The sequence below is a fragment of the Candidatus Kosakonia sp. 282A-S69 genome, assembly GCF_029433855.1.
Lineage (GTDB): Bacteria > Pseudomonadota > Gammaproteobacteria > Enterobacterales > Enterobacteriaceae > Kosakonia > Kosakonia cowanii_A.
The window spans coordinates 588,769-603,461 of the sequence record NZ_JAROAU010000001.1 but is presented as its reverse complement, the minus strand read 5'-3'; the positions used below and the strand labels follow the sequence as shown (position 1 = coordinate 603,461).

Below are 14,693 nucleotides of genomic sequence, written 5' to 3'. Positions count from 1 at the left end.
TCCGGCGCGTTATCGATCTGGTCGAATGCGCGAGCAGCACCGCCGTAGGTCTTAGCCAGTACGGTAGTGATTGCAGCGGTCAGAGTCGTTTTACCATGGTCAACGTGGCCGATTGTGCCGACGTTGACGTGCGGTTTTGTACGTTCAAATTTTTCTTTAGACACGGCTATATTCCTTACTATAGTGCTCTCCCTCAATAGAGAGAGCACGGGACTTTGGTTTTAACCCTGCGGCTTATTTACCACGGGCTTCAATTACGGCCTGAGCAACGTTGTTCGGTGCATCATCATACTTCAGGAATTCCATAGTGTATGATGCACGACCTTTGGTCAGAGAACGCAGCTGAGTTGCATATCCGAACATTTCAGACAGCGGAACTTCAGCGTGGATCTTAACGCCAGTCACGTCAGATTCCTGACCGCGCAGCATGCCGCGACGACGGCTCAAGTCACCGATAACGTCACCGGTATTCTCTTCCGGAGTCTCTACTTCAACCTTCATGATCGGCTCAAGCAGAACTGGTTTCGCTTTCTTAAAGCCATCTTTAAAGGCAATAGACGCAGCCAGTTTAAACGCCAGTTCAGAGGAGTCAACGTCGTGGTAAGAACCGAAGTGCAGACGCACGCCCAGATCAACTACCGGGTAACCAGCCAGCGGACCAGACTTCAGCTGCTCCTGGATGCCTTTATCAACGGCCGGGATGTATTCGCCAGGAATTACACCACCTTTGATGTCGTTGATGAACTCGTAACCTTTCGGGTTAGAGCCCGGCTCCAGCGGGTACATGTCGATAACAACATGACCGTACTGACCGCGACCACCAGACTGCTTAGCGTGTTTACCTTCGATATCGGTAACTTTCGCGCGAATCGCTTCGCGGTAAGCAACCTGAGGTTTACCCACGTTAGCTTCAACGTTGAACTCACGCTTCATACGGTCAACGATGATGTCGAGGTGCAGTTCGCCCATACCAGCGATGATGGTCTGGTTAGATTCTTCGTCAGTCCATACGCGGAAAGACGGGTCTTCTTTAGCCAGACGGCCCAGAGCCAGACCCATTTTTTCCTGGTCAGCTTTGGTTTTCGGTTCTACAGCGATGGAGATTACCGGCTCCGGGAATTCCATACGCTCCAGAATGATCGGGTGATCCGGGTCACACAGAGTATCACCGGTGATCACGTCTTTCAGACCGATCGCTGCAGCGATATCGCCCGCGCGAACTTCTTTGATCTCTTCACGTTTGTTAGCGTGCATCTGAACGATACGACCGAAACGCTCACGTGCAGATTTCACGGAGTTCAGTACGGTATCACCAGAGTTAACCACACCGGAGTAAACGCGGAAGAAGGTCAGGTTACCAACGAACGGGTCAGTTGCGATTTTGAACGCCAGCGCAGCGAACGGTTCTTCGTCGCTAGCATGACGCTCAGCCGGAGTATCTTTACCATCGTCCAGCATACCGTTGATCGCAGGAACGTCAGTCGGGGACGGCAGGTAATCAATTACCGCATCCAGCATCGCCTGAACGCCTTTGTTCTTGAACGCAGAACCACAGGTTACCAGGATGATTTCATTGTTCAGAACGCGCTGACGAAGAGCAGTTTTGATCTCTTCTTCAGTCAGTTCTTCACCACCCAGGTATTTCTCCATCAGCTCTTCTGAAGCTTCAGCCGCGGATTCGATCAGGTTCTGGTGCCATTCGTCAGCCAGTGCCTGCATCTCAGCCGGGATATCTTCATAAACGAAGGTAACGCCCTGGTCAGCATCGTTCCAGTTGATCGCTTTCATTTTCACCAGGTCGATAACACCGGTGAAACCTTCTTCAGCGCCAATTGCCAGCTGCAGCGGAACCGGGTTCGCGCCCAGACGGGTTTTGATCTGATCAACAACTTTCAGGAAGTTAGCGCCCATGCGGTCCATTTTGTTAACGAACGCGATGCGCGGAACTTTATATTTGTTAGCCTGACGCCATACGGTTTCAGACTGTGGCTGAACACCACCAACGGCACAGTAAACCATTACCGCACCATCCAGTACACGCATGGAACGTTCTACTTCGATAGTGAAGTCAACGTGCCCCGGGGTGTCGATGATGTTTACGCGATGCGGTTCATACTGCTTCGCCATACCAGACCAGAATGCAGTAGTCGCTGCAGAGGTGATGGTGATACCACGCTCCTGCTCCTGCTCCATCCAGTCCATGGTTGCGGCGCCGTCGTGAACTTCACCGATTTTGTGGTTTACACCGGTGTAGAACAGAATACGTTCGGTAGTGGTGGTTTTACCGGCGTCGATGTGCGCACTGATACCGATGTTGCGGTAGCGTGCGATGGGTGTTGTACGAGCCATTTGATTCCTCGTTTGTGTCTTTTAGGCGTTCAGAATTAAGTTGCCAAACGGCGGGCGACTTACTTGAAGCGCCCGCCAGTTGACTAGAACTCCGAAGGGATTACCAACGGTAGTGTGCGAACGCCTTGTTGGCTTCGGCCATACGGTGAACGTCTTCACGTTTCTTCACTGCAGTACCTTTGTTGTCTGCAGCATCGGAAAGTTCGTTCGCCAGGCGCAGAGCCATGGATTTATCACCGCGTTTACGAGCAGCTTCAACGATCCAACGCATTGCCAGAGCATTACGACGAACCGGACGAACTTCAACCGGAACCTGATAAGTAGAACCACCAACGCGGCGAGACTTAACTTCGACAGTCGGGCGCACGTTTTCGAGAGCTACTTCGAAAGCTTCCAGTTCATTTTTACCAGAGCGCTGAGCCAGGGTCTCCAGCGCGCTGTATACGATTGCTTCTGCAGTAGATTTTTTACCGTCTACCATCAGGATATTTACAAATTTAGCCAGCAGTTCTGATCCGAACTTAGGATCCGGCAGAATTTTACGCTGACCAATAACACGACGACGTGGCATGGAATTACTCCGTTGTTAATTCAGGATTGTCCAAAACTCTAAGAGTTTAGTGTGACATTAAGTTAAAACAGTTTGGCCTTACTTAACGGAGAACCATTAAGCCTTAGGACGTTTCACACCATACTTGGAGCGAGATTGCTTACGGTCTTTAACACCAGAGCAGTCAAGCGCGCCACGAACGGTATGGTAACGAACACCCGGAAGGTCTTTAACACGACCGCCACGGATCAGGATCACGGAGTGCTCCTGCAGGTTGTGACCTTCACCACCGATGTAGGAAGTCACTTCGAAACCGTTGGTTAAACGAACACGGCAAACTTTACGCAGCGCGGAGTTCGGTTTTTTAGGGGTGGTGGTATATACGCGAGTACATACGCCACGTTTTTGCGGGCATGCTTCCAGCGCCGGCACGTTGCTTTTCGCAACTTTGCGGGCGCGTGGTTTGCGTACCAGCTGGTTAACTGTTGCCATTAAATAGCTCCTGGTTTTAGCTTTTGCTTCGTAAACACGTAATAAAACGGCCTCATATAATATGAGGACGCAGAATTTTATGGCTGTGCTTAAAAGGTGTCAAGAAATATACAGCGTTCCCTGCATTACCAATTCAGCTGAACGGTGTTTTTCACCGCCAGGCTAACGAAATCAGTATAGCTAACGCTGACGGCACTGCTCGAAATTTGCGCAGCGAGACCACGCGCGTCAACATCATCTTTCAGCACATGCAGAGTTATGGGGGCATTGAGCAGTAATTCAACGAACGGCGAACCATCAAGAGCGGCCAATACCCCGTCCGAGAGGAGTAACAGATCGTCACCGGGCCGCAGGACACGCAGTAGCGCCGTCATATCGCACTGCCAGGGTGAGCGGGATAGAGTCAGCAGCATATGAGCCTCAAAAATTCAGCACGACGGAGTACTGCTCAAGCTGCTCGCGCAGCGCGTCCGGTTCCAGACGCTGAGCAGGCAGGATAAACGCCCTCTCATCGCCGAGGCCGCGTTCACGCAGGGAAGCCGCACAGAGCCAGACCTCTTCAACATCGTAGAGCGGCAGCACCTTAAAAGTCGCAATATAGTCGCGCGCCAGGATCTTGCCCGGCTGCTGGTTTGCCAGCAGTTGCAGCACCCCATCGCCGATAAAAAAGAGGCCAATCTCTTCTGTTAACGCGGAGGTGGCCAGTACTGCATCCAGCCCTTCACGCCCGGCGGAGGAGCCGTGCGGCGCGGAGGAGAACACAAAGGCGATTCGCTTCATCAGAACTGCACCACTCTGTCACAGGTCAGCGCCGCTTCCGCCAGCGCGCCAAGGCCGGTAAGCGAAAATCCCTCCTGCAGATTCGCGCCCGCTAATGCCAGCCGCGCAGCCTCGCTCTCATCAACCACGCCACGGCGCAGCGCCGCCGCTACGCAGATATGCAACTCAACCTGCTGCTCAGCATGTAAACGTTGCCAGGCGCGCACAAGATCAAACTCGTCGCTGGCTGGCGCAGTCAACGCGTTCGCGTTACTCACCCCTTCCCGGTAGAAAAAGACGTTCACAAGCGTATGCCCGGCCTCCAGCAGCGCCAGCGCGAACTGATACGCGCTGCTTGCCTGCTGTGTGCCATAGGCCGGGCCGGTGACCATCAACGCAAAACGCATTAATGACCTTGCCCAGAGAAATCGCCGCTTTTGAACTGGCGAATGTAGAGGTAGACCGTGTGCTTGGAGATATTGAGGCGGTCAGCCACCTGATTAATGGCGTCTTTGATATCAAAGATGCCCTTCTCGTAGAGGTTGAGCACGATCTGACGATTTTTAGCGTTGTTAGAGACGTTGCGGTCAGCGTTCACCTCTTCAATGGTGAACTCAAGAGTTTGCATCACCAGGTCTTCAACAGACGAGGCGAAGTTAACCGAGGAGCCAACATCCGGCGTTTCCGGCGGTACAAAGGTGCTCATGATCTGCGAGAAGGGCACATCCAGATTCATGTTGATGCAGAGCAGGCCAATCACCCGGTGATCGCGATTGCGGATAGCAATCGTCACCGACTTCATCAGTACGCCGCTTTTCGCGCGGGTGAAGTAGCACTTCGACACGCTGCTGTCGGCACCGGTCATATCGTGCAACATACGCAGCGCGAGATCGGTAATCGGCGAGCCGATTTTACGCCCGGTGTGCTCACCGTTAGCGATGCGGATGGCAGAGCATTTGAGATCCTGTAAGGAGTGCAACACGATTTCGCAGTGCGAACCAATGAGCATCGCTAACCCGTCCACTACCGCTTCGTAGGATTTGAGGATATCGAAGTCGGTCTGATCGAAAGGACGTTGATCCAGGAGGTCAAGCTCACTGGTTTCGTTGGTTAATAGCGACCTGGACATGAAAAAAAACACTCCTTTTCAGGAGCCTGTCGTTAAGTTTTCAGGGCAGGCTCAGTATTTGCAGGGGGATATAAATTAATACATCGTAGGTTATGCTTTCCAGAATTATATCCGCGATGCAAAAAAAACGCCGCTCTGAGGCGGCGCGTTTCACACTTTTACTTCTTCGCAGCGGGGGCGTCTTTTGCGTCATCCGCTTTATCGCCTGCGGCTGGAGCCGCTTCCGGTGCCGCAGCGTCCGCTTTCGGTGCCGGCTTGATATCCAGCAGCTCAACGTCGAACACCAGGGTAGAGTTAGCCGGAATACCCGGTACGCCCGTTTTACCGTATGCCAGCGCCGGCGGGATCACCAGCTTGATTTTGCCGCCTTTCTTGATGTTTTTCAGGCCTTCAGTCCAGCCAGGGATGACGCCATCAAGACGGAAGGAGAGCGGTTCGCCGCGGGTGTAAGAGTTGTCGAACTCTTTACCATCAATCAGCGTACCTTTGTAGTTTACAACCACAGTGTCGCTATCTTTCGGCGCATCACCGGTACCCGCTTTCTCTACTTTGTAGAGCAGACCGGTGCTGGAAGTTTTCACGCCCTTCTCTTTTGCGAAGGCGTCACGGAAGGCTTTGCCTTTGGTTTCGTTTTCAGTCGCGTCTTTTTCCATGCGATCCTGAGCGGCAGTTTTCACACGAGTCTCAAACGCCTGCAGGGTCTGTTCGATCTCCTGGTCACTCAGCTTGCTCTTATCGGCAAAGGCGTCCTGCACACCGGCGATCAGCTGGTCTTTATCCAGTTTGATGCCCAGCTTCTCCTGCTCTTTCAGGGAGTTTTCCATGTAACGGCCCAGTGACGCACCCAGCGCATAAGCTGATTTCTGGTCGTCGTTTTTGAATGCCGATTTGCTGTCAGTTGCAGCAGCCTTGTCTTTGGTTGCGGCATCCGCAGCTAAGGTGAGCGGTGCATGAAGGGCTACAGCCATGGTGGTCGCCAGCAGCGTGACTTTAAACAGTGATTTCATCCATTTCTCCAGGGACCGGGGCATCTCGCCCCAGGGTTAAACATAAAGTAAGAAGCGTACTATAAAGTGTTGCGGCGGAAATCAACATAAGGACTCTGCCCGAATTCACCCGATCTGTGACTATTTTTGTTTAAATAAGTTTCTGCCTGAAGGCTGTACCTTCGCGCAAAGTTAAGTAGAATCCGCCCGATTACCCCAATCGACCCGGATATTACCCGGAGGTGAAAAGATGCATGAGTTATCGATAGAAGCGCGACTGGCTGAACTGGAGAGTCGACTGGCTTTTCAGGAAATGACCATTGAAGAGCTCAACCAGACGGTGGTGGCTCATGAGCTGGAAATGGCGAAGCTGCGCGAACATCTGCGTTTGCTGGTGGAGAAAGTGAAAGCCAGCCAGCCTTCACATCTGGCGTCCCCGTCGGAAGAGACACCCCCGCCCCATTATTAAGACGTAAAAAAAGCGGGTTTCCCCGCTTTTTTGCCCGGTGGGTTAATGCTTACCGGGCTTCTCTGTCTATTAGCCAACGCACCTGCGCCGCGAAAGATTAGTGGCAGCCGCAACCGCCATTACCGCAACCACCTTTACCACCGTGGTCGTGACCATGGTCGTGATCGTGGCCGTGACCGCCGCAGCAGCCATCGTGACCGTGGTCGTGGTCATGATCGTGACCGTGCGGGCCATGAACGTGGCCGTGCGCCAGCTCTTCTTCGGTTGCTTCGCGAATCGCGACAACTTCGACGTTGAACTTCAGGTTCTGACCCGCCAGCATGTGGTTGCCATCAACCACTACGTGGTCATCTTCCACTTCGGTGATCTCAACCGGCACCGGACCCTGGTCAGTTTCAGCCAGGAAGCGCATGCCAACCTGCAGTTCGTCAACGCCCATAAAGACGTCTTTCGGTACGCGCTGCACCAGGTTCTCGTCATACTGGCCGTAAGCGTCGTTCGCGCCAACAGCCACATCGAATTTGTCGCCGACTTCATGACCGTCCAGCGCGTTTTCCAGACCGGAGATCAGGGAGCCGTGACCGTGCAGGTAGTCCAGCGGTGCACTCACCGGAGACTCATCAACCAATACACCGTCTTCTGTACGTACCTGATAGGCCAGGCTGACCACCAGGTCTTTTGCTACTTTCATGATATCTCCTGAGCGTGGGAAAATTACTGGCGCAGATTGTAACGGAATTCTGCACCCGTGTACCCTTAAGCTTAAAAAATCCTGCCTGATATCGCTAGTCCGGATGAAAAATCCCGATAACTTGCTCATCTTTGCGAACATGATCGCGCGCTTCTTTATCTGCTTCGCGCATCTGATGCCCGCACTTAACACACTCAACAATATCGACGTTATTTTCGCGCCACATCGCCATTGAGTCTTTCGCCTGGCATGACGGACAGGTCGCACCGGCAATAAAACGTTTACGAACAGCCATTCGACTCCCCTTATTCAAACTCATCCCAGCCGTCGAGCTGACGCCGCTCTTGCTGCATCTCACGCTGGAAAATCTCCTCCAGCTCGCGGCGCGCTTCACGTACGCGGGAAATTTGTACCGTATCGGTATGCACCGGCATCAGCTCGCGCAGCATGCGCATATCAAGCCGCCTGAAGTGCAACTGCGCCCGTTGAGCCTGATGCGGATGCATACCCAATGAAATCAGCGCTTTGCGCCCCAACTCCAGCGCACTGGAGAAGGTTTCGCGCGAAAACTGCGTTACGCCCGCCTGCAACAGCTCATGCGCTTCAACACGTCCCCGCGCTCGTGCCAGAATCGCCAGATGGGGAAAATGCTGCTGGCAAAGCTCCACCAGCTTCATGGTATCGACCGGATCGTTACAGGTAATGACGATCGATTGTGCGGCCTCCGCGCCTGCTGAACGCAATAACTCCAGCTGCGTTGCATCACCGTAATAGACTTTGTAGCCATATTTACGCATCAGGTTCACGGCACTGATATCACGCTCCAGCACGGTGATACGCATCTCGTTGGCCATCAACAGGCGGCCAATCACCTGCCCAAAGCGGCCAAAGCCGACAATAATTACCTGCGGCTTATCATCATCGACCCACGGCGCTTCATCTTCATCTTCCGGCTTGTTGAAACGCCGGGAGAGCAGCTTATCAATGGCGCGCATCAGCAGCGGCGTGGTCATCATCGACAGCGTAACCGTCACCAGCAGCAGCGCCATCTGATCGTCTTTGAACAACCGTTGCGATGAAGCAGTAGAAAAGAGCACAAACGCGAACTCACCGCCCTGGCTCAGCACACCGGCAAACTGCATCCGCTCTGAGCTACGCAGACCGTAAATGCGCGCCAGCCCGTAGAGCACCAGTGATTTTACGGCGACCAGCACAGCAACGCTCACCACCACCCACAATAGATGGGTATAGAGCACGCCGAGGTTTAGCGCCATGCCGACAGATATAAAGAACAGCCCCAGCAGCAGCCCTTTAAACGGCTCAATGGCAATCTCAAGCTCGTGGCGGTATTCGCTCTCTGCCAGCAGAATGCCAGCAATAAAGGTGCCCAGCGCCATCGACAGGCCGAGGGCATCCATAAACAGCGCCGACCCCAGTACCAGCAGCAGCGTCGCGGCGGTAAAAACCTCGCGCACGCCGGAAGCGGCGATAAAACGAAACACCGGGCGCAGCAGGTAACGCCCACCAATTAGCATCCCGGCAAAGGCCAGCACCTTCATGCCCACCTTCATCCAGTCAAGATGATCGTCGCCGTTGCCTGCCAGCAGCGGCACCAGCGCCAGCGCCGGGATCACCGCCAAATCCTGGAAGAGCAGCACCGAAAAGCCGAGCTGGCCAGACTCGCTGCGGTTCATCCCTTTGTCGCGCATCAGTTGCAGCGCCATCGCGGTCGATGACATCGCAAGACCAATACCGCCAATTAACGCCGCCTGCCAGGAGAATTGCGTCAGCATAAGCAGACCTGCGAGGATCGCCGCACTTAACAGCACCTGCGCCGCACCGACACCAAAAATCGAGCGACGCAGCTCCCACAATTTCGACGGGTTAAGTTCGAGCCCAATAATGAACATCAGGAACACCACGCCCAGCTCAGAGAAGTGGAGGATCTCGTCAACATCACTGATAAACCCGAGTCCCCATGGGCCGATGGCGATACCCGCCAGCAGATAGCCCAGCACGGCGCCAATACCTAAACGCGCGGCCAGCGGCACGGCGACCACGGCCGCGAAGAGGAACAGGACGCCGGCCAGTAAGAGTGCGGAACCTTCCATTAACGGCCTCCCGGCGGCAGTGGCGCAGCCAGCCAGTCGCCGTAGGCTTTGGCGTGATGCGCCAGCTCCTGCGGCGACTGCCGGCGTGCCCAGTAGATGATAATTGGGCTGAGCCAGTGCATGCGGCACATCGCAGCGGTCAACTCAAAGGGGCGTAAAACATCGTTGAGGGAGTAGCGGTTGAGACCATCATGACGATAAGCCGCCTCCGGCTCACCGGTGGTGATCACGCTACGCCAGTACTTTCCCGCCAGTTCATTCCCGCCTGTACCGCTGGCAAAGCCGCGGCTCAATACACGATCGAGCCACTCTTTCAGCAGTGCCGGACAACTGTAGGTATAAAGGGGATGTTGAAAAACGATAACGTCATGCTCGCGCAATAGCGCCTGTTCATAGGGAATATCAATAAAAAAATCGGGGTAACGGGCGTAAAGATCGTGCACCGTTACGTTCTCCAGTTGCGTGGCCGGCTTAAGCAAAACCCGGTTCGCCACCGAGTCCTGTGATTCCGGATGGGCATAGATCAGCAACACTTTTGCTGTCTGCGACATCACTCCCCTCCCGGGTCTAAATTCTCTCGTCTCTGCAAACCAGCGCCCGGTGGCGCGGCCAGAATGCTTTTGTCTATCGTCTTCATTTTGGGCTAACATTGCGGCCCCGGTGCGGCATTTCGCCGTGGCCTTACATTACCATAAAGACAAATTAACATAGTCTGAACATACGGCGTCTTATGATTGTTTTCTCCTCGCTACAAATTCGTCGCGGCGTGCGTGTCCTGTTGGACAACGCCACAGCCACCATCAATCCGGGCCAAAAAGTGGGCCTGGTGGGTAAAAACGGCTGCGGCAAATCGACCCTGCTCGCGCTGTTGAAAAACGAGATAAGCGCTGATGGTGGCAGTGCCACTTTCCCCGGCACCTGGCAGCTGGCGTGGGTCAACCAGGAAACACCCGCGCTCGACGAAGCGGCGATAGATTATGTGATAGACGGCGATCGCGAATATCGCCAGCTGGAAGCGGCGCTTAATGCCGCCAACGAGCGCAACGACGGCAATGCCATCGCCACGGTTCACGGCAAGCTTGATGCTATCGATGCCTGGACGGTGCGCTCCCGGGCCGCCAGCCTGCTGCACGGTTTAGGCTTCTCTAACGAGCAGCTCGACCGCCCGGTGAGCGCCTTCTCCGGCGGCTGGCGCATGCGCTTAAACCTCGCGCAGGCGCTGATTTGCCGCTCCGATTTACTGCTGCTTGATGAACCGACCAACCACCTCGATCTTGATGCTGTTATCTGGCTGGAGAAGTGGCTGAAGAACTATCCGGGCACGCTGATTCTTATCTCGCACGACCGCGATTTTCTCGACCCGGTAGTCGATAAGATCCTGCACATTGAGCAGCAATCCCTGTTTGAATACACCGGCAACTACAGCTCGTTTGAGCGCCAGCGCGCCACGCGCCTTGCGCAACAGCAGGCTACCTATGAAGGCCAGCAACAGCGCGTTGCCCATCTGCAAAGCTTTATCGATCGCTTCAAAGCCAAGGCGAGTAAGGCGAAGCAGGCGCAAAGCCGTATCAAGATGCTGGAGCGCATGGAGCTGATTGCCCCTGCGCACGTTGATAACCCGTTCCACTTCAGCTTCCGCGCGCCGGAAAGCCTGCCAAACCCGATCCTGAAGATGGAGAAGGTGAGTGCCGGCTATGGCGATCGCACCATTCTGAACGCCATCAAGCTCAACCTGGTACCCGGCTCGCGCATCGGTCTGCTGGGGCGTAACGGCGCCGGTAAATCGACGCTGATAAAACTGCTGGCGGGCGAACTGGCGGCGCAGAGCGGTGAAATCGGCCTGGCGAAAGGGATCAAACTGGGTTACTTCGCCCAGCATCAGCTGGAGTTTTTACGCGCCGACGAATCACCATTGCAACACCTGGCGCGCCTGGCACCGCAGGAGCTGGAGCAGAAGCTGCGTGATTATCTCGGCGGCTTCGGCTTCCAGGGTGATAAGGTCACCGAAGCGACAGAGCGCTTCTCCGGCGGCGAAAAAGCGCGGCTGGTGCTGGCGCTGATCGTCTGGCAGCGCCCGAACCTGTTGCTGCTTGACGAACCGACGAACCACCTCGATCTCGATATGCGCCAGGCGCTCACTGACGCGCTGATTGAGTTTGAAGGCGCGCTGGTGGTGGTGTCGCACGACCGTCACCTGTTACGCTCGACTACGGACGATCTCTACCTGGTACACGATGGCAAAGTGGAGCCATTCGATGGCGATCTGGATGATTACCAGCAGTGGCTGAGCGACGTGCAAAAGCAGGAGAGCCAGCCGACAGAAGCGGCAAAAGAGAATGGCAACAGCGCCCAGGCGCGTAAAGATCAAAAGCGTCGTGAAGCGGAGCTGCGCACGCAAACGCAGCCGCTGCGTAAAGAGATCGCTCGTCTGGAAAAAGAGATGGAGAAGCTCAATGCGCAACTGGCCGACGCGGAGGAGAAGCTTGGTGACAGCGGGTTGTACGATCAGAGCCGTAAAGCGGAGCTGACCACCTGTCTGCAACAGCAGGCGACGGCAAAAGCGGGCCTTGAAGAGTGTGAAATGGCGTGGCTCGAAGCGCAGGAGCAGCTGGAGGCGATGCTGCAGGCAGAGTAACACCCCGCTGCGATGGGATAAGAATGATGGCGGTACAGCCGTACCGCCAGTCAAAATTTAACGCTGGTTAGCCAGGCGCTGGCGTATCGTCTCAAAGTGCTCGGTGTCATAAAGCTTGCCATCGAGGAAACGGGTTTTCAGCTCCCCGCCCTGCTCCTGCTCCCAGGTTTGCTCATCATGCAGTTGCAGTTCGCCCTGCTCATCGCGCTCAACCCGTAACAGCCCGCGCGCCGAACGCTTCAGGCCGCTGTCAGTTTTCGGCTCTTTAAAGATCATCCGCCCTTCACCTTTCACTGCGCCCCAGGTCGCCTTCATCGCAAAGCCGAAGGTGTCACGGGTGTTGTACTGGTAGGTAAAAGAGCCGACACCAAATACCACATTGGAGCTGGCGAAGCCCTTGGCTTCCAGCCGTGAGAGGATTTGATTCGCGCGCGCCAGCGTAATCGAGTCGCCATAAATCAGGCCGACATGCGGATCCAGCACCTTGTAGCCCTTCTCGTTAATGGTGCCGCCGAAAATCTCCCACAGCACTTCAACCGACCCTTTCTCTTCCGGGCTGCGCTCGGCGCGCGTGTCATCATCCGCACCGGTGCCGCAAAGGATCTCCACCGGATCGCCGCTGTCCGGGCGGAAGACAACGCGACCTTCACGTCCCAGAATCAGTGATTTCAGCTCGCGGGTATATTCCGTGATCACGCGCCAGTAATCCCAGGTATCAGAGACGATGGAGACAAAGCCCTGCGGATAGATATCGGCAATCAGGCGGCGGAAAGTCTCAATTTCATGCTCATGTTCGCCCATGCACATCACGCTGTGCTCGGTTGCCGGAATGCTTGCGCCGATAAAGTACTCCTCTCCGCCGGTGTAGAAATCGCGGGCATAGAGCAGTGAAGGAATGCTGTCGGTGCCTTTAAAGCTCAGCAGGTGGCCAGCGCCCGCCTGGGCGGTATCGTGCAGACCCGCCATGCCGCGGAACGAGAAGTCATGGCACTGAAAATCCAGGTGCGAGAGGTCGCTACAGGTTATCGCCGCCCACTGTTCACAAATTTTGCGGTAGTGGTGCGCGATGGTGGCGTTGGTCGAGGCTTTCCACAACTCGGCAGAGAGCACCGTTTCCAGGTAGTTCACCAGCCAGAAGAACTCCTCGCGGGTGTTGGTGATGGTCAGTACCGGCACCTTCATCGGCACTTTGCTCCCCTCATCCAGCGATTTGATGTGCAGCGGCAGGTAGCCTAAACGGTGCAGGTCGCGGATATGATCGACTGCCACGCTATCTTTGCCCAGATAGCTGTCCATTACCTCTTTGTACTCATTCACCACCTCCTCTTCCGGGCGGGCAAAGAAGGCATCGTTAAAGAGATCGACCATAAACCACTTCAGGAAACCCTGCAGGCCAAAGAAGACCAGCTTGCCATCAGCCACTGGCGACTGGAAAAAGCGGTCGCTGCGCGGCGTGAAGTTGGAGTAAACCTTTGTCGTGCCCTGCGGATACTGTACGCGGTGTGACACTTTATAGCCGTCGATGGCCAGAATCGGATTCAGTTTCATGGTGAGGTCCCCTTAAGCGCGAAATAACGTGGCGATGTCGATCAGTTCAACGCGCGGCGAAGCCAGCGTCGGCGAAGTAAACGAGGTGGTGGTATAGATAGCGTCAATGCCGTTATTGAGCAGGTTGTCGACGCCTTTAGAGAAGATGCCGTGCGTAACATATAAGCTGACGCTGCGCGCGCCCGCTTCACGCAGCACCTGCGCCGAGCCGATGAAGGTGCCACCCGCATCGCAGAGATCGTCAACGATTAGCAGATCTTTCCCCGCTACTTCGCCTGCTACCAGCGCAAAGCCGGTCAGATTGCCGCTGGCAACATCACGCTCTTTGGTCAGGATGGCGTAATTTTCTGCGCCGGTGGCTTTCGCCACGTTGTGGATCTTCTTCAGCGCGCCCGCGTCCGGCGCCACCAGCATCAGTTCGCCCTGCGCAATGGCGCGGCGCAGCGTCTCGCTCTGCAGCAGGCAGGTTTCCTGGGGAATGGCGACGCAGTTGTTAATCGCGGCTGCGGCGGCATCGCTGTGGGGATCGAGAATAAAGACTTTGTCGAAGTTCAGGGTGTTGAGCTGGTTGGCGAAGACCTTCAGCGCAAAGCTGTCGCCCGCCACCATATGGCGATCCTGGCGTGCCCACGGCAGCCAGGCGAGTTGCAGATGGCTAACCGCAACATCAGTAACGTGGCGTACTGCGTCTACCAGCTGCGCCAGCAGCATAAAGTCATTCATATCGCGCATGGCGGCGACCCGGATACGCATCAGCTGGGCGAAAGTGGGCAGTTCGCCCGTCACTTTCAGCCAGACCGCGCCATCGGGGAACACGCCGTGTTCGATTTCAACGTTCTGATTATCGATAAAGAGTTCGATTCTGCTCGCCATCATACACCTCACCTGCATTAGTTAATGTCCCTTGGACACATTTAATATTGTCCATAAGACACTATTAAGCAAGCCCCCATCTGGATTATTTTTATACTGAA

The 14,693-nt window shown here is 55.1% G+C and carries 17 protein-coding genes; 2 read left to right on the top strand and 15 right to left on the bottom strand.

What is annotated here, in order from left to right:
- The 9 genes from PU683_RS02750 to fkpA all read right to left on the bottom strand — a co-directional run.
- On the bottom strand, window positions 1-164 hold a 164-nt coding region (locus PU683_RS02750), incomplete at its 3' end, for a GTP-binding protein (protein WP_001445782.1).
- 70 nt (window positions 165-234) lie between these two features.
- Window positions 235-2,349 (bottom strand): elongation factor G, encoded by a 2,115-nt coding sequence (fusA, locus tag PU683_RS02745; protein ID WP_277169991.1) that lies wholly within the window; start codon window positions 2,347-2,349, stop codon window positions 235-237.
- Between the two features lie 100 nt (window positions 2,350-2,449).
- On the bottom strand, window positions 2,450-2,920 hold the full coding sequence (gene rpsG / locus PU683_RS02740; protein ID WP_007369802.1) for a 30S ribosomal protein S7: 471 nt from the start codon (window positions 2,918-2,920) through the stop codon (window positions 2,450-2,452).
- A 96-nt stretch (window positions 2,921-3,016) separates the two neighbouring features.
- Window positions 3,017-3,391 carry a 30S ribosomal protein S12 gene (rpsL, locus tag PU683_RS02735; protein ID WP_003023654.1) on the bottom strand — a complete coding sequence of 125 codons (375 nt, stop codon included), beginning with the start codon at window positions 3,389-3,391 and terminating at the stop codon, window positions 3,017-3,019.
- A gap of 125 nt (window positions 3,392-3,516) precedes the next feature.
- Window positions 3,517-3,804: a sulfurtransferase complex subunit TusB gene (gene tusB, locus PU683_RS02730; RefSeq protein WP_277169990.1), complete on the bottom strand. Its 288-nt coding sequence runs from the start codon at window positions 3,802-3,804 to the stop codon at window positions 3,517-3,519.
- Between the two features lie 7 nt (window positions 3,805-3,811).
- Window positions 3,812-4,171, bottom strand: a complete 360-nt coding sequence (gene tusC, locus PU683_RS02725) for a sulfurtransferase complex subunit TusC (RefSeq protein ID WP_277169989.1) — start codon at window positions 4,169-4,171, stop codon at window positions 3,812-3,814.
- Window positions 4,171-4,557 carry a sulfurtransferase complex subunit TusD gene (gene tusD / locus PU683_RS02720; RefSeq protein ID WP_277169988.1) on the bottom strand — a complete coding sequence of 129 codons (387 nt, stop codon included), beginning with the start codon at window positions 4,555-4,557 and terminating at the stop codon, window positions 4,171-4,173. The genes tusC and tusD overlap by 1 nt, the downstream gene beginning before the upstream one ends.
- Complete coding sequence (locus PU683_RS02715; RefSeq protein WP_023482043.1) at window positions 4,557-5,279, bottom strand: helix-turn-helix transcriptional regulator; 723 nt, start codon at window positions 5,277-5,279, stop codon at window positions 4,557-4,559. Before PU683_RS02715 ends, tusD begins: the two co-directional genes overlap by 1 nt.
- Window positions 5,280-5,437: 158 nt before the next feature.
- Complete coding sequence (gene fkpA, locus PU683_RS02710) at window positions 5,438-6,286, bottom strand: FKBP-type peptidyl-prolyl cis-trans isomerase (RefSeq protein WP_277169987.1); 849 nt, start codon at window positions 6,284-6,286, stop codon at window positions 5,438-5,440.
- A 229-nt stretch (window positions 6,287-6,515) separates the two neighbouring features.
- On the opposite strand from fkpA, the gene PU683_RS02705 reads away from it, so the two are divergent.
- Window positions 6,516-6,734 carry a protein SlyX gene (locus PU683_RS02705; RefSeq protein WP_277169986.1) on the top strand — a complete coding sequence of 73 codons (219 nt, stop codon included), beginning with the start codon at window positions 6,516-6,518 and terminating at the stop codon, window positions 6,732-6,734.
- 97 nt (window positions 6,735-6,831) lie between these two features.
- On the opposite strand, the gene slyD is transcribed toward PU683_RS02705, so the two are convergent.
- The 4 genes from slyD to kefG all read right to left on the bottom strand — a co-directional run bounded on the left by slyD (window position 6,832) and on the right by kefG (window position 10,087).
- Window positions 6,832-7,425: a peptidylprolyl isomerase gene (gene slyD / locus PU683_RS02700; RefSeq protein ID WP_023482004.1), complete on the bottom strand. Its 594-nt coding sequence runs from the start codon at window positions 7,423-7,425 to the stop codon at window positions 6,832-6,834.
- A gap of 94 nt (window positions 7,426-7,519) precedes the next feature.
- Window positions 7,520-7,720, bottom strand: coding sequence for a YheV family putative zinc ribbon protein (locus PU683_RS02695; RefSeq protein ID WP_023482007.1), 201 nt, complete (start codon window positions 7,718-7,720; stop codon window positions 7,520-7,522).
- A gap of 10 nt (window positions 7,721-7,730) precedes the next feature.
- Window positions 7,731-9,536 (bottom strand): glutathione-regulated potassium-efflux system protein KefB, encoded by a 1,806-nt coding sequence (gene kefB, locus PU683_RS02690; RefSeq protein WP_277169985.1) that lies wholly within the window; start codon window positions 9,534-9,536, stop codon window positions 7,731-7,733.
- Window positions 9,536-10,087 (bottom strand): glutathione-regulated potassium-efflux system ancillary protein KefG, encoded by a 552-nt coding sequence (kefG, locus tag PU683_RS02685; RefSeq protein WP_277169984.1) that lies wholly within the window; start codon window positions 10,085-10,087, stop codon window positions 9,536-9,538. Before kefG ends, kefB begins: the two co-directional genes overlap by 1 nt.
- Before the next feature lie 179 nt (window positions 10,088-10,266).
- Between kefG and PU683_RS02680 the strand changes: the two genes are divergently transcribed.
- Window positions 10,267-12,171: an ABC transporter ATP-binding protein gene (locus PU683_RS02680; RefSeq protein ID WP_277169983.1), complete on the top strand. Its 1,905-nt coding sequence runs from the start codon at window positions 10,267-10,269 to the stop codon at window positions 12,169-12,171.
- Between the two features lie 57 nt (window positions 12,172-12,228).
- Here PU683_RS02680 and PU683_RS02675 read toward each other — a convergent pair whose 3' ends face one another.
- Together PU683_RS02675 and prs are read right to left on the bottom strand one after the other, a co-directional pair.
- Window positions 12,229-13,719: a nicotinate phosphoribosyltransferase gene (locus PU683_RS02675; RefSeq protein WP_277169982.1), complete on the bottom strand. Its 1,491-nt coding sequence runs from the start codon at window positions 13,717-13,719 to the stop codon at window positions 12,229-12,231.
- Between the two features lie 12 nt (window positions 13,720-13,731).
- A complete protein-coding gene (prs, locus tag PU683_RS02670; RefSeq protein WP_277170478.1) occupies window positions 13,732-14,592 on the bottom strand; it encodes a ribose-phosphate diphosphokinase in 861 nt (286 codons plus the stop codon).
- Between the last annotated feature and the right edge of the window lie 101 nt (window positions 14,593-14,693).